General features: G+C 69.3%; 20 protein-coding genes. 13 read left to right on the forward strand and 7 right to left on the reverse strand.

Features of this window, described 5'->3' with window-relative positions:
- The first annotated feature begins 371 nt into the window (after nt 1–371).
- On the forward strand, nt 372–1,145 hold the full coding sequence (locus tag MKK51_RS19700) for an invasion associated locus B family protein (RefSeq protein ID WP_243979932.1): 774 nt from the start codon (nt 372–374) through the stop codon (nt 1,143–1,145).
- Nucleotides 1,146–1,259: 114 nt separating this feature from the next.
- Here the strand turns inward: MKK51_RS19700 and hspQ are convergent, their stop codons facing one another.
- Nucleotides 1,260–1,613 carry a heat shock protein HspQ gene (gene hspQ, locus MKK51_RS19705; protein WP_243979934.1) on the reverse strand — a complete coding sequence of 118 codons (354 nt, stop codon included), beginning with the start codon at nt 1,611–1,613 and terminating at the stop codon, nt 1,260–1,262.
- 167 nt (nt 1,614–1,780) lie between these two features.
- Nucleotides 1,781–2,833 (reverse strand): HpcH/HpaI aldolase/citrate lyase family protein, encoded by a 1,053-nt coding sequence (locus MKK51_RS19710; RefSeq protein ID WP_243979941.1) that lies wholly within the window; start codon nt 2,831–2,833, stop codon nt 1,781–1,783.
- A 310-nt stretch (nt 2,834–3,143) separates the two neighbouring features.
- On the opposite strand from MKK51_RS19710, the gene MKK51_RS19715 reads away from it, so the two are divergent.
- Nucleotides 3,144–4,424, forward strand: a complete 1,281-nt coding sequence (locus MKK51_RS19715) for a patatin-like phospholipase family protein (protein WP_243979942.1) — start codon at nt 3,144–3,146, stop codon at nt 4,422–4,424.
- A gap of 3 nt (nt 4,425–4,427) precedes the next feature.
- Here the strand turns inward: MKK51_RS19715 and MKK51_RS19720 are convergent, their stop codons facing one another.
- Nucleotides 4,428–5,630: an FAD-dependent monooxygenase gene (locus MKK51_RS19720; protein ID WP_243979951.1), complete on the reverse strand. Its 1,203-nt coding sequence runs from the start codon at nt 5,628–5,630 to the stop codon at nt 4,428–4,430.
- 193 nt (nt 5,631–5,823) lie between these two features.
- Here MKK51_RS19720 and MKK51_RS19725 point away from each other — a divergent pair, with 193 nt between their 5' ends.
- Complete coding sequence (locus MKK51_RS19725) at nt 5,824–7,215, forward strand: GntP family permease (RefSeq protein WP_243979953.1); 1,392 nt, start codon at nt 5,824–5,826, stop codon at nt 7,213–7,215.
- Between the two features lie 94 nt (nt 7,216–7,309).
- The gene (locus MKK51_RS19730; protein WP_243979955.1) at nt 7,310–8,101 is read left to right on the forward strand and encodes an alpha/beta fold hydrolase; all 792 of its coding nucleotides are present in this window, start codon (nt 7,310–7,312) and stop codon (nt 8,099–8,101) included.
- A gap of 223 nt (nt 8,102–8,324) precedes the next feature.
- Here the strand turns inward: MKK51_RS19730 and MKK51_RS19735 are convergent, their stop codons facing one another.
- Nucleotides 8,325–8,528, reverse strand: coding sequence for a hypothetical protein (locus MKK51_RS19735; protein ID WP_243979957.1), 204 nt, complete (start codon nt 8,526–8,528; stop codon nt 8,325–8,327).
- 255 nt (nt 8,529–8,783) lie between these two features.
- Here MKK51_RS19735 and MKK51_RS19740 point away from each other — a divergent pair, with 255 nt between their 5' ends.
- A complete protein-coding gene (locus MKK51_RS19740) occupies nt 8,784–9,758 on the forward strand; it encodes a quinone oxidoreductase family protein (RefSeq protein ID WP_243979959.1) in 975 nt (324 codons plus the stop codon).
- An 80-nt stretch (nt 9,759–9,838) separates the two neighbouring features.
- Entirely contained in the window at nt 9,839–10,474 is a 636-nt protein-coding gene (gene pncA / locus MKK51_RS19745) for a bifunctional nicotinamidase/pyrazinamidase (protein ID WP_243979961.1), read from the forward strand.
- Between the two features lie 90 nt (nt 10,475–10,564).
- Here the strand turns inward: pncA and rimO are convergent, their stop codons facing one another.
- Nucleotides 10,565–11,908: a 30S ribosomal protein S12 methylthiotransferase RimO gene (gene rimO, locus MKK51_RS19750; protein ID WP_243979963.1), complete on the reverse strand. Its 1,344-nt coding sequence runs from the start codon at nt 11,906–11,908 to the stop codon at nt 10,565–10,567.
- Nucleotides 11,909–12,179: 271 nt separating this feature from the next.
- On the opposite strand from rimO, the gene pabB reads away from it, so the two are divergent.
- The 4 genes from pabB to MKK51_RS19770 are packed head-to-tail and all read left to right on the forward strand — an operon-like array spanning nt 12,180 to nt 15,433.
- Nucleotides 12,180–13,580, forward strand: a complete 1,401-nt coding sequence (pabB, locus tag MKK51_RS19755; protein ID WP_243979965.1) for an aminodeoxychorismate synthase component I — start codon at nt 12,180–12,182, stop codon at nt 13,578–13,580.
- Nucleotides 13,577–14,179, forward strand: a complete 603-nt coding sequence (locus MKK51_RS19760; RefSeq protein WP_243979967.1) for an anthranilate synthase component II — start codon at nt 13,577–13,579, stop codon at nt 14,177–14,179. Before pabB ends, MKK51_RS19760 begins: the two co-directional genes overlap by 4 nt.
- Complete coding sequence (locus tag MKK51_RS19765) at nt 14,166–15,011, forward strand: aminotransferase class IV (protein WP_243979969.1); 846 nt, start codon at nt 14,166–14,168, stop codon at nt 15,009–15,011. The genes MKK51_RS19760 and MKK51_RS19765 overlap by 14 nt, the downstream gene beginning before the upstream one ends.
- Nucleotides 15,012–15,025: 14 nt before the next feature.
- Nucleotides 15,026–15,433: a DoxX family protein gene (locus tag MKK51_RS19770; protein WP_243980169.1), complete on the forward strand. Its 408-nt coding sequence runs from the start codon at nt 15,026–15,028 to the stop codon at nt 15,431–15,433.
- Between the two features lie 22 nt (nt 15,434–15,455).
- Here MKK51_RS19770 and mazG read toward each other — a convergent pair whose 3' ends face one another.
- Nucleotides 15,456–16,283, reverse strand: coding sequence for a nucleoside triphosphate pyrophosphohydrolase (gene mazG / locus MKK51_RS19775; RefSeq protein ID WP_243980171.1), 828 nt, complete (start codon nt 16,281–16,283; stop codon nt 15,456–15,458).
- Nucleotides 16,284–16,963: 680 nt separating this feature from the next.
- Here mazG and MKK51_RS19780 point away from each other — a divergent pair.
- Together MKK51_RS19780 and MKK51_RS19785 are read left to right on the forward strand one after the other, a co-directional pair.
- The gene (locus MKK51_RS19780) at nt 16,964–18,067 is read left to right on the forward strand and encodes a replication protein RepA (protein WP_243980173.1); all 1,104 of its coding nucleotides are present in this window, start codon (nt 16,964–16,966) and stop codon (nt 18,065–18,067) included.
- Between the two features lie 89 nt (nt 18,068–18,156).
- Nucleotides 18,157–18,630, forward strand: a complete 474-nt coding sequence (locus MKK51_RS19785) for a winged helix-turn-helix domain-containing protein (protein ID WP_243979971.1) — start codon at nt 18,157–18,159, stop codon at nt 18,628–18,630.
- Between the two features lie 3 nt (nt 18,631–18,633).
- Here the strand turns inward: MKK51_RS19785 and MKK51_RS19790 are convergent, their stop codons facing one another.
- Nucleotides 18,634–19,332, reverse strand: a complete 699-nt coding sequence (locus MKK51_RS19790; protein WP_243979973.1) for a DJ-1/PfpI family protein — start codon at nt 19,330–19,332, stop codon at nt 18,634–18,636.
- A gap of 82 nt (nt 19,333–19,414) precedes the next feature.
- On the opposite strand from MKK51_RS19790, the gene MKK51_RS19795 reads away from it, so the two are divergent.
- Nucleotides 19,415–20,428 carry a GlxA family transcriptional regulator gene (locus MKK51_RS19795; RefSeq protein WP_243979975.1) on the forward strand — a complete coding sequence of 338 codons (1,014 nt, stop codon included), beginning with the start codon at nt 19,415–19,417 and terminating at the stop codon, nt 20,426–20,428.
- Nucleotides 20,429–20,431 lie beyond the last annotated feature (3 nt).

Here is a 20,431-nt window from a genome sequence, read left to right on the forward strand (position 1 = left end):
GGCCTCGGCGCGTTCGGCGGACGACGATGCGTGCCGAGGAGCGGAACGGGGACGATCGGGCTTCTCCGGACGAGACAGGTGTCATGTCTTCGCCGCATTCCGCAGGGAAGCAGGCCGCCCGGTCGTTCGAGCGGGTTCGAGACGTTCAGCGCCCCGTCCGGCGCCTTGGCGGGCCAGGTTGGCCATCCAAGCTCCGGGAACGGGCAATTTGCGCGCGCCGAGGGCTTGACCGCGCGGACCAGGGCGGCGAGGGCTCGACCGAACACCGTCCGCGGGTTTCGATCCGCACCATCGAGTTCAGGAAACGTCTTGCTGGGCTCGAGAGCCGCAGCATTCCTTCGTCATTCGCGATATCCAAGGGGTCAGAGCTGATGTTCTTTGCCAACCGTCCCGCGCGCCCGATGCGCGCCGCCGCGATTCTCGCCCTGGCCGGCATGATGGGCAATGCGGGCCTGGCGGCACCGGCCTTCGCCCAGGCTCCGAAGGGCAAGGCCGCCGCTCCGACTGCCCCGGCCCCGGCGGCTCCGGCCCCCCAGACCCCGGCCGCCCAGCAGCCGGCCGGCCCGCAGATCGTCGCCGTGAAGTCCGAGCCGTCCCAGGCCGATTGGACCAAGGTCTGCGGCAAGGACCAGAACACCAGCACCGACGTCTGCTACACGACCCGCGACTTCGTCTCCGACCAGGGCCAGCCGGTCCTCGCCGTGGCGGTCTACGACATGAAGAACGCCCAGCAGAGCGTGCGCGTGGTGCGTTATCTGCTGCCGCTCGGCCTGCTCCTCGGCCCCGGCATCCGCTTCACCGTCGACGGCCAGCAGGCGACCCCGGGCAAGTTCGCCGTGTGCTTCCCCAACGGCTGCTTTGCCGAGGCCGGCAATGTCGGCGCCGATCTCGTGAATGCGCTCAAGAAGGGCACCACCCTCAACATCAGCGTCCAGAACCAGGCCCAGCGCGAAGTGACCTTCGCCGTGCCGCTGGCCGGCTTCGGCAAGGCCTTCGATGGTCCGGCCGTGGATCCGAAGGTGCTGGAGGAGCAGCAGAAGAAGCTCCAGGCCGAGCTCGAGAAGCGCAGCGAAGACATGCGCAAGAACCTCGAGAAGCAGAACGCCGCCGGTGCCGCCGCCGGCACCGCCGCTCCGAAGCCCTGATACCAGGCAACGGACCCGTTTCACGGACGAGAAAAGGCCGGGCTCACCACCGCCCGGCCTTTTTTCATGCGCGTCCTCGACGAGGGAGCCCCGTGCCGACGGGCTGTCCGGCGCTCAGTTCGCGTGCGCGCTCCGGAGGCGGTAGGCGCCGTCCGAGTCCCGCTCGAACACCTCCGGAATGCCGGCGTGGCGCAGGGCCTCGCCGGACGTGTCGGGAACGAGGTTCTGTTCGGAGACATAGGCCACGTACTCGCTCTCCGCGTTCTCGGCGAGGAGGTGGTAGAACGGCTGGTCCTTGCGCGGCCGGACCTCCTCGGGAATCGCCAGCCACCATTCCTCGGTGTTGTCGAAGACCGGGTCCACGTCGAAGACGACGCCGCGGAACGGGTAGATCCGGTGGCGCACCACGGCGCCGAGGCCGAACTTGGCGGTGCGCATCATCGGTTCGGATGAAATCGTGTCGGTCATGGAACCAAAATAAGCACCCTCGGACCTCTTGTCATCGGCGGCTTTGCGACGCCGCACCGCAAGGAGCCGTCTCGGAAGCCGCCGCTCCCCCCTCTCCCCGCATGCGGGGAGAGGGGATCCACCGGAAACCGTCCCGGTTCAGGCCGCAGGTCACTTCGGGCAATCGGTCACTTCAGGCCGTAGGTCTTGGCCAATTCCGGGTCCTTCTCGGCCACCAGCCGGGCGAGGTCGACGATGACCTTGGCCTGTTTCCAGGTGGCGTCGTCCTGCATCTTGCCGTCGAGCATCACCGCGCCGGTGCCGTCCGGCATCGCCTCGACGATCCGCACCGCGAAGGCGACCTCCGCCGGATCGGGGGCGAAGACGCGCTTGGCGATGGCGACCTGGTTCGGATGCAGGGTCCAGGCGCCGGCGCAGCCCATGAGGAAGGCGTTGCGGAACTGGGCCTCGCAGGCATCCCCATCGGAGAAGTCGCCGAACGGGCCGTAGAAGGCCTTGAGGCCGTTGGCCATGCAGGCATCGACCATCTTCGCAATCGTGTAGTGCCAGAGGTCCTGCTGGGCGCTCGCCCGGGCCGCGCCGTCCGAGGACGGGTCGGCGATGACCCGGTAATCCGGGTGGCCGCCGCCGACCCGGGTGGTCTTCATGCCGCGGGACGCCGCGAGATCGGCCGGGCCGAGGCTCATGCCGTGCATGCGCGGGGAGGCGGAGGCGATGGCATCGACATTGGCGACCCCTTCCGCCGTCTCCAGGATGGCGTGGACGAGGATCGGCTTGGTCACGCCGTGCCTGGCTTCCAGCTGGGCGAGCAGCTGGTCGATGTAGTGGATGTCCCACGGCCCCTCGACCTTGGGCACCATCACCACGTCGAGCTTGTCGCCGACATTCGCCACGATCTCGAACAGGTCGTCGAGAATCCAGGGGCTGTTGAGGGCGTTGATACGGGTCCACAGGCCGGTGCCGGAGGCGGCGAAATCGGTCGCCTGCGCCATGGCGACGAAGCCCTTGCGGGCGGCCTCCTTCTGGTCGACGGGCACCGCGTCCTCGAGGTTGCCGAGCACCACGTCGACGGTGGCGGCGAGCTCCGGTACGCGGGCGCGGACCTTGTCGTTGTGCGGCGGCACGAAGTGGATCATCCGCTCCAGCTTCACCGGCAGGTCACGGAACGGGGCCGGGGCGCCTGTGGCGAGCGGCTGGAAGAAACGGCGCGGCAATTTCATCGGGTCTCGGGCTCCGGCTATGGGTGGTCGTCGACCTGCATATCGTATTCAGGACGTCGACATAGGGTGTTGGCACCACATCATCTTTCCCGAAAACCAGAACTGATTGTCAGGACGATGCTCTCGCCTCGAAGCGGTTAGTCAAGGTTAACCTCCGCGTAAAGGCGGGTTTCAGGGGAAGACCGCTTTCCTAACGACGTGCGCTGGCGCATGTTCGGTGCAAGGGGAGGGTCCGCGGACCGGAACCGGCCGGTGAACGCCGGGTTCTCCCAGCCGAGGCGGGCGTTCGAGACGAACCAAGGACACTCTCATGTCCGGATTATCGACCCCACACGGCCTTCTCTACGCAGCCGGCATGGTCGCCATGCTCGGTATCGCTGCACCGGGCGAGGCCGCCCCGGCCCATGCGGGCGCCCCGGCGAAATCCGTCTCCTCCAGGGATCCGTCCAAGGCACCGCCTGCCAGAGCATCCGAGCGCGTGCCGTTCACGGCCGGCAACGCGGCCGAGGCCCGGCCCGACGGCCTGAAGGGCCAGCTACGGATCGCGGCCGACGACACCAAGGCATTCCAGGGCCTCATCGACGGGGCGAGCGCGGCATCCGATCCGTGGCTGGTTCTGTCGGGCGGCGGCGAGAACGGGGCCTTCGCCGCCGGCCTCCTCAACGGCTGGTCGAAGGCAGGCAACCGGCCCGATTTCGGCATCATCACCGGGGTGAGCACGGGGGCGATGATCGCGCCCTTCGCCTTCCTCGGCTCCAGCGCCGATGCGACGCTGGCGCGGGCCTATACCGAGATCTCCGCCGCCGACGTGTTCGAGTTCGGCGGCACCAGCGAGGCCCTCACCGATACCTGGCCGCTCAAGCGCCGGATCGAACGGATGGTGACGGGCCGGCTTCTCACCGACATCGCCGCCGAGCATGCCAAGGGACGGCGCCTGCTGGTGGCGACCACGGCGGTGGACAGCGAGCGCCCGGTCCTGTGGGACATGGGCGCCATCGCCTCGGAGGGCAGCCCCAGGGCGCTCGACCTGTTCCGCTCGATCATCCTCGCCTCCTCGGCGGTGCCGGGCGTGTTCCCGCCGGTGATGATCGACGCGGTCGGCACGGACGGAAAGCGCTTCCAGGAGATGCATGCCGATGGCGGCACCACCGCGCCGTTCTACCTGGCGCCGGAAGCCGCGATCCTCGGCAGGGCCAGGGTGAGGCTTCCCGCGAGCACGGTCTACCTCGTCGTCAACAACACGGTGACGCCGGACTTCCAGATGGCCACCCGCACGACCCTGAGCGTGCTCGGGCGGTCGATGTCGGCCGCGATCAAGGCTCAGACCCGCGCGGCGCTCGCCCTCACGGAGCGTTTCGCCGAGCGCGACGGCCTCGATCTCGAGGTGGCCGAGATCGACAACCGGTTCACGCGCACCACGTCCGCGCCCTTCGACCAGGATTACATGAAGGCCCTGTTCGCCCATGGCGAACGCCTCGGGCGCGACGGCATCGCGTTCAGCCGCGGAACCCCCGCCGCCTCGATCCCCACCGGATCGACGGGCCATGGCCTCGGGACGGCGGAGACGCCGACGAGTCTCGCCCGGCGCTGATCGTCACCGCATCAGCGAGGGTGCGCCCAGGCGCGGCAGCACCCCCTCGCGCATGACGATACGGCGCAAGGGGCCGATCGTGGTCATGGCCAGGAGGCCGAGGCCGCGCAGGGCGTCGACGGGGAGGAGGGCGGTGAGCAGGCTGCGGTTGAGGGTGTCCACCGCCGCCGTGCGCAGGCGGGCATCCAGCGACCGCGAGCGAGCGAAGCCGGACAGCGCATGGCGCGAGCCGGGATCGCGCCCGTCCGAGATCGCGGCCAGGACGCTGTCGCGCAGCGCCGCCGCATCGCGCAGGCCGAGATTGAGCCCCTGCGCGCCGATGGGCGGGAAGGCATGCGCCGCCTCGCCGATAAGGGCGATGCGTGGCCCGACGGGGGAGGCGACGGAAAGGCCGCGCATGGGCACGAGGCCGCGCGGTCCGTCGATGCGCATGGCCCCGAGCATGGCCTGGGCCCGGTCCTCGATGGCGCGCGCGAGATCGGCATCGGGCCGTTCGGCAAGGCGCTCCGCCGCCTGCGCGCCCGTGACCCAGACGAGACTGGAGCGGTGTCCGCCGGGAAGGGGGACCAGGGTGAACGGTCCCTGCCGGGTATGGAACTCGGTGGAGACGTCCCGGTGCGGGCGCTCGTGGGCCAGCAGCGTGGTGATGGCGGCCTGCGGGTAGGACCAGTCCCTGGTGGCGATGCCGGCCCGCTCCCGCATGCGCGAGCGCGCGCCGTCCGCGCCGACGACGAGGCGGGCAGCGATGGACGCGCCCTCCTCCAGGATGATCCGGGCCTCGTCGGCATCCCGCTCGAGCCCCACCGCGTCGCTCTCGAACAGGGTCAGGCCAGAGGTCGAGCGCGCCCGCGACCGCAGGGATTCCACGAGGCGCGCGCTCTCCACGTTCCAGCCGAAGGCGGCAAGACCGATCTCGGTGGACACGAACCGGGCCGGCGGCGGGCGGAACAGGCTGCCCGTGTCATCGACGATATGGAGTTCGGCCAGGGGGGCCGCGTGCGGCGCGATCTCCGCCCATGCCCCCAGCGCGTCGAGGAAGCGCACCGACCCATCGAGGAGGGCGACCGTGCGCCCATCGGCGACGGGAGCATGCCGGCCCACCAGGGCCGTGGCGATGCCCTCCCGGGCCAGGGCCAGGGCGAGACCGAGCCCGGCGGCACCTGCGCCGACGACGGCCACGTCGAAACGGGGAGGGGACGAATCCATGCATCGCTCCTCGGCGAGGGGCGCCCTCACCAGACCAGTCGAAGCGGCACCGACCGGACCGCTGCCGTTTCAAATAGGGGGCGTCCGTCTCGGATCACCGCGCTGTGGCATTGCCACGCTGCGGCTTCTAGCATCAGCTGCATGCCCTGACAGGACCAGAGTGCCGGAGGTTGCCCATCATGAGAGCGTCGTCATGAGCCTCGCCATCGCGCTGCTGGCGCTCGGATTCCTGATGCTCGTCGCCTATCGCGGCTTCAGCGTCATCCTGTTCGCCCCGGTGGCGGCGCTCCTCGCCGTGCTCCTCACCGATCCCTCCGCCGTGCTGCCGGTCTTCTCCGGCCTGTTCATGGAGAAGATGGTCGGCTTCGTGAAGCTGTACCTGCCGGTCTTCCTCCTCGGCGCGGTGTTCGGCAAGGTCATCGAGCTGTCGGGTTTTTCGCGCTCCATCGTCACGGCGGTGATCGATCTCGTGGGTCCGCGCCGGGCCGTGCTCTCCATCGTGCTGGTGTGCAACCTGCTCACCTATGGCGGCGTCTCGCTCTTCGTCGTGGTGTTCGCGGTCTATCCCTTCGCGGCGGAAGCCTTCCGGCTGAGCGGGATCCCCAAGCGCCTCATCCCCGGCACCATCGCGCTTGGCGCCTTCTCCTACACGATGGACGCGCTGCCCGGCACGCCGCAGATCCAGAACATCATCCCCACCACCTTCTTCGGCACCAACACCTGGGCCGCCCCCTGGCTCGGGCTGATCGGCGCCGCCTTCATCCTCGTCGTCGGCGTCGCCTATCTCGACCGGCGCATCGCCTCGGCCAAGGCCAGGGGAGAGGGCTACGGCAGCGGCCATACCAACGAGCCGACACCCCTCTCCGACGAAGCCCTGGCGCATCCCCTGGTGGCGCTGCTGCCGCTCGTCGTGGTCGGCCTCTCGAACCTCGCCTTCACCGCGCTCATCCCGCGCCTCTACGGGGCGAAGACCGAGACCATGCTGGCGGGGCTCGACAAGCCCATCGTCACCACGGTCTCGTCGGTCACCGCGATCTGGGCGGTGGAGCTGGCGCTGCTGGCCGGCATCCTCACGGTCTTCGTCTTCGCCTGGAAGCCGGTCTCGACGCGCTTCGCCGAGGGCAGCCGCGCGGCGGTGGCGGGCTCCCTCCTGGCGGCCATGAACACCGCCTCCGAATACGGGTTCGGCGCCGTCATCGCGGCCCTGCCGGGATTCATCGTCATCCGCGAGGCCCTGTCGGCCATCCCCAACCCCTTGGTGAACGAGGCGGTGACGGTGACGGCGCTCGCCGGCATCACCGGCTCGGCCTCCGGGGGGCTGAGCATCGCCCTCGCCGCCATGTCCTCCACCTTCATCGCGGCGGCGCAGGCAGCCCACATCCCCATGGAGGTGCTGCATCGGGTGGCCGCCATGGCGAGCGGCGGCATGGACACCCTGCCCCATAACGGTGCCGTCATCACCCTGCTCTCGGTCACCGGCCTCACCCACCGGCAGTCCTATGCCGACATCTTCGCGATCACCGTGCTCAAGACGAGCGCGGTCTTCCTCGTCATCGGGATCTACTACCTGACCGGCCTGGTGTGAGGTTCGCCAGGATCATCGCGGTTCCCGATGGCCTGGACTTTCTCGTGGTGCGGGCGGCCAATGCCGCGACATCCGATACGACGGGAGCCTTCCGATGGATCGTCGAACCTTCCTGACACTCGCAGCCGCCGGTGCCGCATTCCCGCTCGTCGGCAACTCGGCCAAAGCGGACTCGGCCGAGGCGGATTCGGCCAAGTCGGCTCCGCCGCCGGCGCGGAACGTCGTCCTCGTCCACGGCCTCTTCGCCGACGGGTCGTGCTGGTCGGAGGTCATCGCGCGTCTCCAGCGGGCGGGCCTCGCGGTCACCTCCGTGCAGAACCCGCTGACCACCCTCGACGAGGCGGTGGCCTCGGTGCAACGGGTGCTGGCGCGGCAGGATGGCCCGACCGTGCTCGTCGGCCATTCCTTCGCCGGCATGATCGTCTCGGAAGCCGGCACCGATCCGAACGTATCCGCCCTCGTCTACGTGGCGGCCCGTGCGCCGGATGCCGGCGAGGATTACGCCGCCCTGGCGAGGACCTTTCCGACACCGCCCGCCAGCGCCGGTATCGTCTTCGAGGGAGAGTACGGGCGCCTTAGCGAGGCGGCCTTCCTGCGCGACTTCGCCGGCGACCTTCCCGAGGCGAAGGCGAAGGTGCTCTATGCGGTGCAACAGCCTTTCGCGAAGGCGCTGCTCGCGGGCAGGACCACCCGGGCGGCCTGGCGCTCGAAGCCGAGCTTCTACGCCGTCTCCACGGAGGACCGGACGATCGATCCCGATCTCGAACGCTTCATGGCGAAGAGAATGGGCGCCACGACGATCGAGGTGAAGGCGAGCCACCTGTCGCTGATCTCCCAGCCCGACACGATCGCCAAGCTGATCCTGGACGCTGCCGGACGGCCCTGAGGCACCTCGCGGGCAAAGGGGATGCGACGGGCCCGAACTCCCGTTTGCCGACTGCCGGATCGTGCCCTATCGTCCGATGCGGCGACGTCGAATGATCGCCGGGACAGGAGAGGTCACCATGGCATTCTTCATCGGGATCGCAGGCCCCTGGCTCGTTCTCGCGGTTCTGGATCTCCTGGCGATTCGCCGCGACCGGGAACTGTCCCGCATCCCGTGAAAGGTCTCAGAGTGCCGGCTCCTCGACGATCTTCAGGGTGAGTTGCGTGAACGGCCTGATCTCCCAGGCGGACCCGGCCTTGAACATCATCACCACCCGGCAGCGGTCCATGACCTCGAAGGCGGGAAGGTCCGGCTCCGGCTGGAACACGAGCCCCGCGATGACGGCGGGGTCGTAATCGGCGGGCCTGATCCAGACGATCTCTTCCATGGGACGCTGCCACCCTCCGTCTCGGCTGCCGGGGAACACCGCCCGGCCTCTCGCGCGTGAGCCGGGCGAATTTTGCAATGGCCATGCCGCCCGCGCGAGCCCCGGGCCGAACAGATGTCGTAAAAGTGGTCCCCGGTTTTGTGTCCTGAAACCTGCGACGCGCCAAAGGCCTGAAACAGGTTCGGCAGCGCCGGGCTTGCCCCTCACCGCCGGCAGCTTATGTCGCGTCCATCGAACAGACGAGGAGTGACGACGATGCCCAAGGCGATCCGGGTCTACGAATACGGCGAGCCCGAGGTGATGCGCTATGAGGAGGTGACCGTCGGCGAGCCCGGCCCCGGCCAGATCCGCGTCCGCCAGACGGCCATCGGCGTCAACTTCATCGACATCTACTTCCGCTCTGGCGCCTACAAGGCGCCGCAGCTTCCCTTCACCCCCGGTAACGAGGGCGCGGGTGAGGTCACCGCCATCGGCGAGGGCGTCACCGGCTTCCGGGTGGGTGAGCGGGTGGCTTATGGCTCGGCCTCCGGCACCTATGCCGAGGAGGTGGTGATCAATGCCAGCGCGGCGGTGCATCTCGCCGATGGGGTCGACGACGCCACCGCCGCGGCGATGATGCTGAAGGGCCTCACCGCGGAGTACCTTTTGCACCGCACCTGCCCGGTGAAACCGGGCGACACGATCCTGTTCCACGCCGCCGCCGGGGGCGTCGGCCTCATCGCCTGCCAATGGGCCAAGCAGATCGGCGCCACCGTCATCGGTACGGTGGGCTCGGCCGAGAAGGCGGAGCTGGCGCGGGCCAATGGCTGCGACCACGTCATCCTCTACCGCGACGAGGATTTCGCCGCGCGGGTGAAGGAGATCACCGGGGGCAAGGGCGTGCGCGTCGTCTATGACGGCGTCGGCAAGGACACCTTCCCGGCCTCCCTCGACTGCATCGCCCCACTGGGGATGTTCGTGAGCTTCGGCTCCGCCTCCGGCCCCGTCGAGAACTTCAACCTGGCGGTGCTCGGCCAGAAGGGCTCGCTCTTCGCGACGCGCCCCTCCCTGTTCGCCCATGCCGGGACGCGGGCCACCCTCGATTCCATGGCCGAGAACCTGTTCGGCGTGGTGGCGAGCGGTGCGGTGAAGATTCCCGTCCATGCGCGGGCGAAACTCGCCGACGCGGTGCTGGTGCACAAGGATCTGGCCGGACGCCAGACCACGGGCGCCACGATCATGACCCCGTGATCCCAGCATCCCAGCATCCCGTGATCCGGGGATACCGGGATCACGGGATCACGGGATCACCCGACGACAGGACGAGGCGGATGATGCCCCCAGGCGAGCGCGACCTTCTCCTCGTGGTCGACGTCCAGAACGACTTCCTGCCCGGCGGGGCCCTCGCCGTGCCGGACGGCCATGCGGTGATCGACCCGATCAACCGCCTCGCCGCCCTGTTCCCGCACGTGGTCCTGACCCAGGACTGGCATCCGGCCGGGCATGTCTCCTTCGCCTCCAGCCATGCGGGGAAGTCTCCCTTCGAGACGGTGGATCTCGCCTACGGCCCTCAGGTCCTCTGGCCCGACCATTGTGTCGAGGGCTCGCCCGGTGCCCGCTTCTCGTCCGAGCTTCACGTCGATTGGGCCGAACTGGTCATGCGCAAGGGCTATCATGCCCATACCGACAGCTATTCGGCCTTCCTGGAGGCCGACCGGAATACGCGAACGGGGCTCGACGGCTACCTGCGCGAGCGCGGGTTCGAACACCTCTATCTCACCGGTCTCGCCACCGATTATTGCGTGCTCTGGACGGCCCTCGACGCCCGCGCCGCGGGCTTTGCCGTCACCGTCATCGAGGATGCGGTGCGGGGAATCGATCTGGACGGGTCGGTGGAGCGGGCCTGGGCGACCATGCGCGAGGCCGGGATCGGGCGGATCACGAGCGGAGCGATCGAGGCCGGGTAGAGCCTGAACCCCCCGATGCGGCCGCATCCCCTCATCCCGCAAGAGGGGCTGCGCACCGGGGTCGAGCCGGCAGGGCCAGTCGCCCCGATCCTACACCGCGCTGCCGTAGAGATCGTAGGCATCGGCCCGCTCGATCTTCACGGTGACGATGTCGCCGACCCGGAGCGGCCGGCGCGAGGTGACGTGGACGTTGCCGTCGATCTCGGGCGCGTCGTATTTCGAGCGGCCCTTGGCGATGCCGCCATTGGCCTCGTCGATGATGACGGGCAGGCGCTTGCCCACGCGCGCCTTCTGGAGGCGAGCCGAGACTCCCTGCTGCGCCTCCATGAAGCGGCGCTTGCGCTCGGCCTTGACCTCGGGCGGGACGAGATCGCCGAGACCGTTGGCCACCGCGCCGCCCACGGGCTCGTATTCGAAACAGCCGACGCGCTCGAGCTTGGCTTGCCCGATCCAGGTCAGCAGTTCCTCGAACTCGGCCTCGGTCTCGCCGGGGAAGCCGACGATGAAGGTCGAGCGGATGGCGAGATCCGGGCAGATCTCGCGCCAGCGCCGGATGCGCTCCAACTGCTTCTCCTGGTTGCCCGGCCGGCGCATGCGCTTGAGCACGGAGGGCGAGGCATGCTGGAGCGGCATGTCGAGATAGGGCAGGATCTTGCCCTCCGCCATCAGTGGGATGACGTCGTCCACGTGCGGGTAGGGGTAGACGTAGTGCATCCGCACCCAGGCGCCGAGCTCACCAAGTTCGGCGGAAAGATCGTAGAACTTCGCCCGCACCTCACGGTCGCGCCAGGGACTCGTGGCGTAGCGAACATCGACGCCGTAGGCGGAGGTGTCCTGCGAGACCACCAGCAATTCCTTGACGCCGGCCTTCACCAGCTTCTCGGCCTCGCGCAACACGTCGCCGGCGGGCCGGCTGACGAGATCGCCGCGCAGGGACGGGATGATGCAGAAGGTGCAGCGGTTGTTGCAGCCCTCCGAAATCTTGAGGTAGGCGTAGTGCCGCGGGGTGAGCTTCACCCCCTGCGGCGGGACCAGGTCGAGGAACGGGTCATGGGCCGGGGGCACCGCCTCGTGCACCGCCGCCACCACCGATTCGTAGGCCTGCGGCCCGGTCACCGCGAGCAGGTTCGGGTATTTTTCGCGAATTTCCTCGGGCTGCGCACCCATGCAGCCGGTGACGATGACGCGGCCGTTCTCGGCCATGGCCTCGCCGATGGCCGAGAGCGATTCGGCCTTGGCCGAGTCGAGGAAGCCGCAGGTGTTGACGATGACCACGTCCGCCCCGTCGTGCCGGCGGGCGAGCTCGTAACCTTCCGCCCGCAGATGCGTGAGGATGCGCTCAGAATCCACCAGGGCCTTGGGGCAGCCGAGGGAGACGAACGAGATCTTGGGCGCGGCTTTCGCCGGGGTCGGAAGGGTGACGGGTACGGTCATGGTCGCTCGTCGGTCGCGGCCGAGGAAAACTCGACCGGCCGTGATTCTCGGGGCGGAGGGTGCCGGGTTGCAGCCCTCCTATACGCCCATCCTCGCGCGGTTGCGAGGGCGGCGGTTCCGGCCACCATGCCGCCAGCCTGCACGGCCCATGCAAGCCGCGCGGCTTCCGTCGAACCGCGACCCGTGTCACCTGTGGCGCGTGATCAGGAAACCATGCCGCAGGAGGGGCCCGTGTCCCAGCCCGCGCGAAGCTCTTAAGTCCGACAGCATCATGTGGACCCGCGAGATCCCCTTCATCGATCCCGTCGCGGCGGCGGAGGCGTTCTCGTCCCTGCCGGGGCTGGCTTTCCTCGACAGCGCCATGCGCCACGAGACCCTGGGGCGCGTCTCGATCGTGGCCGCCGACCCGTTCGGGCGGTTCCGCTACGCAAAAGGTCGCGCGACGCTGGACGGACGCCCCCTCGAGGGAACCGGCCTGGAGGCCCTGCGCGCCTGCCTCGCGCCCTACCGGCTGGCCGGGGACGAGGGCGTCGGCTTTCCCGGCGGGGCCATCGGCTACTTCGCCTACGACCTCGGCGCCTGCCTGGAGCGGGTGACGCCCCCTTCCCGCCGCGCCGGCCTCACCGACGACATCGCCTTCAACCTCTACGACACGGTCCTGTCCATCGACCATGACAGCCGCACCTGCCGGCTCATCGCCACCGGCTTTCCGGAGACGACGGATGCCGCACGGGCGGGGAGGGCGCGCGTGCGTCTCGACCGTTTCGCGGAGCTGCTGGCGGCCGGCGACGGCGGCACCGGGAAGGTGACAGAGGCGGCGCCCCTCGCCTGGCGCTCCAACTTCACCAGGGCCTCCTACGAGGCGGCGGTGGAGAAGGTCCGCGACTACATCCGGGCCGGGGACATCTACCAGGCCAATATCGCCCAGCGCTTCGAGGCGGCGCTGCCGCCGGGATACGATCCCTTCTCGCTCTATCACCGCCTGCGCGAGACCAACCCGGCGACCTTCGGCGCCTATCTCTCCTTCGGTGCCCTCACCATCGCCTCGAGCAGCCCCGAGCGCTTCATGAAGCTGCAGGGCAGGGCGGTGGAGACCCGGCCGATCAAGGGCACCGTGCGCCGGGTCGAGGATCCCGCCGAGGACAGGGCTCTCGCCGAGGCGCTCCGGGCCAACGTCAAGGAGCGGGCCGAGAACATCATGATCGTCGACCTCCTGCGCAACGACCTCTCGCGCATCTGCGAACCGCACAGCGTCAAGGTGCCGGTCCTGTGCGGGCTCGAATCCTATGCCTCCGTCCACCACCTCGTCTCGGTGGTGACGGGAACCCTGCGCGAGGGCCACGACGCCATCGACCTGATCGCCGCCACCTTCCCCGGCGGCTCGATCACCGGGGCGCCGAAACTGCGGGCCATGGACATCATCACCGAGATCGAGGGCGACGCCCGCGAGCTCTATTGCGGGGCCATCGGCGCCCTCGGCTTCGACGGGTCGCTGGACACCTCCATCGCCATCCGCACCGTGTTCATGGACGAGACCCGCGCCGTGCTCCAGGCGGGGGGAGGGGTGACGCTCCTCTCCGACCCGGCCGCCGAATTCGAGGAGACCCTGACCAAGGCGGCGCGGGTCTTCGCCGCCTTCGAACCCGACCGGAACGAGAGCGGGACGCCATGATCCTCGTCGTCGACAACTACGATTCCTTCGTCTTCAACGTGGTGCGCTACGTGGAGGAGCTCGGCCAGGAGGTGAGGGTGCTGCGCAACGACGCCGTCGACGTCGCCGGCATCCGCGCGCTCGCCCCAGAGGCGCTGATCCTTTCGCCGGGCCCCTGCACCCCCAACGAGGCTGGCGTGACCCTGCCCGCCATCGAGGCCCTGTCCGGCGAGATCCCGATCCTCGGCGTCTGCCTCGGGCACCAGGCCATCGGCGCGGCCTTCGGCGGACGGGTCGAGCGGGCGGCGCGGCCCCTCCACGGCCAGGCGACGGCGATCCGCCACGACGGCGCGCGCCTGTTCGCGGGCCTGCCCGACCCGATGCAGGTGGGCCGCTACCATTCCCTCATCGTCACGGCGCAGCCGGGCATGGACGAATCCCTCGTCATCGACGCCGTATCGGGGGAGGGCGAGGTGATGGCCCTGTCGCATCGCCACCACCCGACGATGGGTGTGCAGTTCCACCCGGAATCGGTGCTGACCGAGAACGGCCACGCGGTGTTCGGCAACTTCCTCGATCTCGCGCGCCGGTGGCGGGAGACCCGCGATGCTGTGGTTTGACGGCGTCCTTCACGAGGGGACGCGCCACGGTTTCGACCTCGCCGACCGGGGCCTGACCCTCGGGGACGGCCTTTTCGACACCGCCCTCTGCCTCGGCGGCCGCATCGCCTTCCGGGAGGCGCATCTCGCCCGTCTCGCTGCCTCGGCCGACACCCTCGGTTTCGCCATCGACGGGGAGGCCCTGGGGGAGGCGATGGGAACCGTCGCCGCCGCCATCGGCGACGGCGCGCTCCGCACCACGGTGACGCGGGGATCCGGCCCGCGCGGCCTCGCCCCGCCGGAGCCCGCCCGTCCGGTCTGGTGGATCACCGCCGCGCCGCGCCGCGCCGGATCGGGGTTCGCGCCGGTCTCCCTCCATCCGAGCGCGATCCGCCGCAACGAGACCTCGCCGGGCTCCGGCCTCAAGACGCTGGGCTATCTCGACGCCGTCCTCGCCGCCCGGGAGGCGAGGGCACGGGGATTCGACGAGGCCCTGTTCCTCAACACCAAAGGCCACCTCGCCTGCGCCGGGACCGGCAACCTGTTCGCGCTATGGGACGGGCGCCTCGTCACCCCGCCCCTGTCGGACGGCGTGCTCCCCGGCATCGTCCGCGCGCGGGTTCTCGGCTTGGCGGAATCCCTCGGCATCGGGACCGCGGAACGCTCCCTCGCCCTCGAGGAGGTCCTGGCCGCCGAGGCGGTGGTCATGACCAATTCCCTGCGCGGCCTCTCCGCCGTCACGGCGATCGGGACGACGACGTTCCCCGACGCGCACGCGACCGTCGCTGCGTTGAGCCACGCGCTCCGCCTCCTCATCGCCGAGGAATGCGGCGTGCCGCCGGAGGTAGCGTGAGGCCGGGCATCATCATGCGACACCGCCTGCTCTCGCGGCTCGGCCTCGCCGCCCTCTACGGCGGCATCGGCCTCCTCCACCTCGTCGCCGCCGACACCTTCCTGCCGATCATGCCCGATTGGGTCCCCTGGCCGAGGCAGGTCGTCATCCTGACGGGTCTGTACGAACTCGCCTGCGTGGCGGGCCTGTTCTTCGCGCGCACGCGCCGCGCCGCCGGCTACGCCCTGGCCGTCTACGCGATCTGCGTGTTCCCGGCCAATATCAAGCATGCCATCGAGGGTATCCCGGTACCCGGCCTGCCGGAGAGCTGGTGGTATCACGGCCCGCGCCTCGCCCTCCAACCGGTTCTGGTCTGGTGGGCGCTCCACGCCACGCGGATCGTCGATTGGCCGTTCGGGCGGCGGTCAAGCGCGGGCCGCTGAAAGGACCGAAGCCAGGCGGCGATCAGGCTTCCGAACGCTTCACCCGCTGCCAGGCGGCCTCCATGGCAGGAAGACCGGCTTCTTCTAGGCTTGCCCCATCCTCCGCAATCAGCGCCGCCATGGCGTGGAAGCGTCTCTCGAACTTGATATTCCCTTTTTTCAAGGAATATTCCGGATCTATTCCGGAATGCCGGGCGAGATTCACCACCGCGAAGAGCAGATCGCCGATTTCCTCGGCGAGATGACCCGGGTCGTCCCGCCCGAGCGCGTCGGCGACCTCGTCCACCTCTTCGCGGATCTTGGCGATGACCGATTCGGTGTCCGGCCAGTCGAATCCGTGCCGCGCCGCGTTGCGGCTGATCTTCTCGGCCCGGGTGAGGGCGGGCAGGGCCTTGGCGACGGAGCCGAGAAGATCGCTCCCGCCCTGGTCGGGTCGTCCGGTCTTTTCCGACCGCTCCGCCGCTTTCGACGCGGTCCAGTTGGCATCGAGCTGCGCCAGGCTCAGGTGGTCAGGACCGTCGGCCAGCAACGTCCCATCCGCCTGGAACACATGCGGATGCCGCCGGATCAGCTTGGCGCAGATCGACCGGACCACGTCGTCGAAGGCGAAGCTCCCGGCCTCTTCGGCGACCTGCGCCTGGAACACGACCTGGAGCAGGAGATCGCCGAGTTCCCCCTGGAGGTCGGCGAGATCGCCGCGCTCGATCGCGTCCACCACCTCGTAGGCCTCCTCCAGCGTGTAGGGCGCGAGACTCTCGAGGGTCTGGGCCTGATCCCAGGCGCAGCCCCGTTCGGGATCGCGCAGGGCCGCCATCAATCGCAGCAGGGTCTCGATCGGCTCTTCGGAGATCACGGGTTCACCACGCTTGGGAATCGGAGGATCGGGGAGGGGCAGAAGCCAGTGCCGGGCCAGCGTTAGGCCACGCGGCGTGGTTCTCTCAACCCTCTGTCGCAGAAGCCGCGATCCACCGTCGTCTGTGCCGAAGCTGTGGATCGGGAGAGGAGAAATTCTGGAAATTCCAAAATATCGATCGAAAATCCGTGCCGTCCGGTAAAGCGAACGAACCTCCGGACTCTTAGGAAAGATATCAGTAACCTCTTTTTAGAGAGTCAGTTCAGCAAGTTATATGGGGCAGCGAATTCGCTTGGTTCTTCCGGATGTTGAGCCACCTTTTCGTATCGAACTCTGCGTGGCGCCGTAGGCAACTCTGCGTAGCGGCGTACCGGATTCTGCGCTGCCGCGGCGCCGATTCGTATGGGATTCTGCGCCGATCCGTATGGAATTCTGCGGGGAGAACGGGGTTTGCCGGTGAAGTATGGGGATAGTCCGGAATGCCGGTCCGTATCGAACTCTGCGTTGGCCAAGAGGCGGCATCCTCCGGTGGCGGGATTGCCGCATGGGTGCGGCCCATCTCCCGGCTGCCGACGCCGTGGATTGTCGGGATAAGATCCGGTCCCGGCGACTCCTGGCCTCGGAATCGTGCGATGGCGGAGGTTCAGTGACGAGAGCCGCCGGTATCGATGACAGCCATGGGGATCGAGGAGAAGCTCGCCCAGATCCGCGATCCCGACCTTCTCGAGGAGGTCGCGGCCGGTCGCGGCAGCTTCCTGTTCGGAAGCATCGTCGAGCACATCCTCCACCGGCAGCGCGCCCGTGATGCCGAGGCCGAGACCCTGCGCCAGGCTGCCGACAAGCGCGGCGCCATGCCCCGCGACAAACGTCGTCGCGATGCGGTGCGCGAGGTCATCGAGAACGAGCCGACCCTGCCGGAGAACCTGCAGCACATCCACAGCGTGCTGGCTCTCTGCGGTCTGCCCTACCGCGATCCCGGCGACGACCGCGAGTTCTTCCGGGAATACGGTCGGAATTCCCTCAGCCTGCTGGCGGGCCGCCTCAAGAACCCGGTCAATGGCGAGATGGAGTTCCAGGGCCTGCCCTACGGCCCCAAGGCGCGCCTCGTCCTCCTGCATCTCTGCACCGAGGCCGTGCGCCAGCGCAGCCCCACCATCACCGTGGCCGACAGCCTGTCGGGCTTCATGAAGGAGATGGGATTTGCCGTGACCGGCGGCGAGCGCGGGACGATCCGCCAGTTCAAGGAACAGCTCAACCGACTCGCCGCCTGCACCCTGCAGATCGGCCTGTGGGACGGCAGCGACAAGGCCAGCACCCTCAACGTGCCGCCCTTCCGCCAGCTCGACCTCTGGCTCTCGCACGGAGCCGGGGAGGGGCAGGTCTGGTCGAAGACCGTCCAGTTCCACCAGGATTTCTACGACAACCTGATCCAGCACGCCCTGCCGGTGGATATCCGCGCGGCCCGCGCCTTCGCCGGCTCGGCCCGCAAGCTCGATCTCCTGTTCTGGCTCGGTTACCGCCTGCGGGTCCTGCAGCGCCCGCTGCGGCTGACCTGGGCCAACCTGCACAGCCAGTTCGGCGCCGACAATGCCAGCATCCGCAGCTTCCGGCAGGCCTTCAAGGCCGATCTCGCCCATATGCAGGAGGTGTTCCCAAAACTGCCCGTCTCCCTCGACGAGGCCGGCATGATCCTCCAGCCCGCCCATCCCAGTGCCCTGTTGGTGCCCCCCAGACTCGGCGGGGCGAAAGCAGGACCGTCACGGCGCGATCTCGCAGGCTGAGGTATCGTCCGGGGTTGGAAGAGGAATATTCCATTCCGTTCCCGTCTCTGCTAGATGTTCCATGATTGGAATATTCCAGAGGTGCGATCATGTTCCTGACGGAAGCGGAGGCCGAGGCGCGCCTTTCCGACCTCCATCGCGAGCGGGCCCGGATCGAGCGAACCATCGCCGACCTCACGCTCTTCCTCGCGATCGGCCGCCAGATGTCCGGCCCCGGCGGAGGGACAGGGGACGGGCGGCGCGAGCCGGCTCCGAGCGCGTCGCGACCGGATGTGTCGGGACACGGGGAACCGGCCACCGAATCCGGCGGCGACCGGTCGCAGGCCCGGCGCGAGGGCCGTCTCCTCATGGAGGCGGCCTCCGAGATCCTCGACGAGGCGGGCCGTCCCCTCCACGCCGCCGAGATCCTGGAGGGCCTGACCCTGCGCGGCCTGTCGGTCCCCGGCATCGACCCGGTGGCGGCCCTCAACACCCGCCTGTGGAAGCGCTCGGGGCCCGACGGTCCGTTTCAGCGCCTCGGCGACGCGGTCTATGCCCTCGCCTCCGGACCCGACGACGATTGAGGCTCAGAACCGCCCGTTGCGGGTGATCTCCGCGATGATCTTTTCACGGGCGGCGCGGGAGGCCGCGAATCGCGCGCGGGCCGCGGCGACCACCTCCGGCGGGGCCGTGCCGGGATGGCCCGCCGAGAAGGGCGGGGCCGGCGCGTATTCGAGCGCCAGCTGGATCGTCTCGGCCTCCGTCCGGCCCGCGAGATCCGCCACCGCCGCGAGGGCGAAGTCGAGGCCGGCCGTGACGCCGCCGCCGGTGATGATCCGCCCGTCGCGCACGATCCGCTCGTCCACCGGGATCGCCCCGAAGGCGGCGAGAAGGTCGAGGGCGCCCCAATGGGTCGTCGCCCGCTTGCCCCGCAGCAGCCCCGCCGCCCCGAGGATGAGGGCGCCGGTACAGACCGAGGTGACGAGGATCGGCCGCTCGGCTTGGGCGCGCACGAAATCGAGCAAGGGCACGTGCGTCATCAGGGCGTTCACGCCAATCCCGCCCGGAATGCAGAGGAGGTCGAGGGGCGGGCAGGAGGCGAGATCCGTCGTCGGGGTCAGCGGCAGGCCGGTGGCGCTGGTGACGGTGGCCCGGTCGAGGCCGACGAGATGGACCCGCGCGCCCGGCAGCGAGGCGAAGACCTCGTAGGGCGCGGTGAGGTCGAGCTGCTGCACCCCCTCGAAGGTGAGGAGGCCGATCTCGAAGCGGGTCCCGGTCTGCGGCATGGCGGTCGTCTCCGTGAGGGCAGCGAAAGAAGGGGCTGCCACTGGACGGATCCGAGGATACCGGCGCAGGCTGCCGGCCGACATGACCGAAAACCCTCGCATCCTGCCAAACCCTTGGCGCCGGAAACCGCCCCTGGCCGTGGCCATCCTGGCCTATCCGGGGGTGCAGCTCCTCGACGTGGCTGGTCCGCTCCAGGTCTTTTCCACCGCCAACGACCTCTCCGCCGATGCCGGCCGGCCACCCCCCTATCGGGTCGACGTCGTCGCCGAACGCGCCGGCTCCGTCGCCACCTCGTCCGGTCTGGCGCTGACGGCCGAGGGGCTGATCCCGGATTCCGACGCCCTCGACACGCTGATCGTCGCCGGCGGGCGAGGGGTTCAGGCCCAGCTCGAGAATCCCGGCCTCCAGGACTGGCTGCGCGAGCGGGCCGCCCGGTCGCGCCGGGTCGCCTCGGTCTGCACCGGCGCCTTTCTCCTCGGGGCGGCGGGGCTCCTCGACGGCCGCCGCGTCGTCACCCACTGGACCCGCTGCGACGCCCTGCGGGCCCGCTATCCGAAAGCCCTGGTCGAGGCCGACCCGATCTTCATCCGCGACGGCGCGCTCTGGACCTCGGCCGGGGTCACCGCCGGCATCGATCTCGCCCTGGCCCTGGTGGAGGCCGATCTCGGGCGGGAGATGTCCCTGGCCGTGGCGCGGCACCTCGTCGTGTTCCTCAAGCGCCCCGGCGGACAGGCCCAGTTCAGCGCCGCCCTCTCGCTCCAGGGCGGCGACGACCGGTTCGGTGATCTCCACGCCTGGATCATGGACAACCTCTGCGCCGATCTGACGGTCCCCGCCCTCGCCGACCGGGCCGGGATGAGTCCCCGCAGCTTCGCGCGGCATTACCGCGCCGATACCGGCCGCAGCCCGGCCGAGGCGATCGAAGGCATCCGCTTCGAGGCCGCCCGCCGGCTCCTGGAGGACACCGACCTGCCGCTGAAGCGCATCGCCGAACGCTGCGGCTTTCGCGCGGAGGAGACCCTGCGGCGGGTCTTCCTGCGGCGGATCGCGGCGACGCCCGGCGAGTACCGCCGTCGTTTCGCTGCTTTTGCGTGATCC

The organism is Methylobacterium sp. E-045, assembly GCF_022829685.1.
GTDB lineage: Bacteria > Pseudomonadota > Alphaproteobacteria > Rhizobiales > Beijerinckiaceae > Methylobacterium.

Coding starts and splice junctions, on each gene's coding strand:
- MKK51_RS19700 (WP_243979932.1), top strand. CDS start 372: ATGTTCTTTGCCAACCGTCCCGCGCGCCCGATGCGCGCCGCCGCGATT.
- hspQ (WP_243979934.1), bottom strand. CDS start 1,613: ATGACCGACACGATTTCATCCGAACCGATGATGCGCACCGCCAAGTTC.
- MKK51_RS19710 (WP_243979941.1), bottom strand. CDS start 2,833: ATGAAATTGCCGCGCCGTTTCTTCCAGCCGCTCGCCACAGGCGCCCCG.
- MKK51_RS19715 (WP_243979942.1), top strand. CDS start 3,144: ATGTCCGGATTATCGACCCCACACGGCCTTCTCTACGCAGCCGGCATG.
- MKK51_RS19720 (WP_243979951.1), bottom strand. CDS start 5,630: ATGGATTCGTCCCCTCCCCGTTTCGACGTGGCCGTCGTCGGCGCAGGT.
- MKK51_RS19725 (WP_243979953.1), top strand. CDS start 5,824: ATGAGCCTCGCCATCGCGCTGCTGGCGCTCGGATTCCTGATGCTCGTC.
- MKK51_RS19730 (WP_243979955.1), top strand. CDS start 7,310: ATGGATCGTCGAACCTTCCTGACACTCGCAGCCGCCGGTGCCGCATTC.
- MKK51_RS19735 (WP_243979957.1), bottom strand. CDS start 8,528: ATGGAAGAGATCGTCTGGATCAGGCCCGCCGATTACGACCCCGCCGTC.
- MKK51_RS19740 (WP_243979959.1), top strand. CDS start 8,784: ATGCCCAAGGCGATCCGGGTCTACGAATACGGCGAGCCCGAGGTGATG.
- pncA (WP_243979961.1), top strand. CDS start 9,839: ATGATGCCCCCAGGCGAGCGCGACCTTCTCCTCGTGGTCGACGTCCAG.
- rimO (WP_243979963.1), bottom strand. CDS start 11,908: ATGACCGTACCCGTCACCCTTCCGACCCCGGCGAAAGCCGCGCCCAAG.
- pabB (WP_243979965.1), top strand. CDS start 12,180: ATGTGGACCCGCGAGATCCCCTTCATCGATCCCGTCGCGGCGGCGGAG.
- MKK51_RS19760 (WP_243979967.1), top strand. CDS start 13,577: ATGATCCTCGTCGTCGACAACTACGATTCCTTCGTCTTCAACGTGGTG.
- MKK51_RS19765 (WP_243979969.1), top strand. CDS start 14,166: ATGCTGTGGTTTGACGGCGTCCTTCACGAGGGGACGCGCCACGGTTTC.
- MKK51_RS19770 (WP_243980169.1), top strand. CDS start 15,026: ATGCGACACCGCCTGCTCTCGCGGCTCGGCCTCGCCGCCCTCTACGGC.
- MKK51_RS19780 (WP_243980173.1), top strand. CDS start 16,964: ATGGGGATCGAGGAGAAGCTCGCCCAGATCCGCGATCCCGACCTTCTC.
- MKK51_RS19785 (WP_243979971.1), top strand. CDS start 18,157: ATGTTCCTGACGGAAGCGGAGGCCGAGGCGCGCCTTTCCGACCTCCAT.
- MKK51_RS19790 (WP_243979973.1), bottom strand. CDS start 19,332: ATGCCGCAGACCGGGACCCGCTTCGAGATCGGCCTCCTCACCTTCGAG.
- MKK51_RS19795 (WP_243979975.1), top strand. CDS start 19,415: ATGACCGAAAACCCTCGCATCCTGCCAAACCCTTGGCGCCGGAAACCG.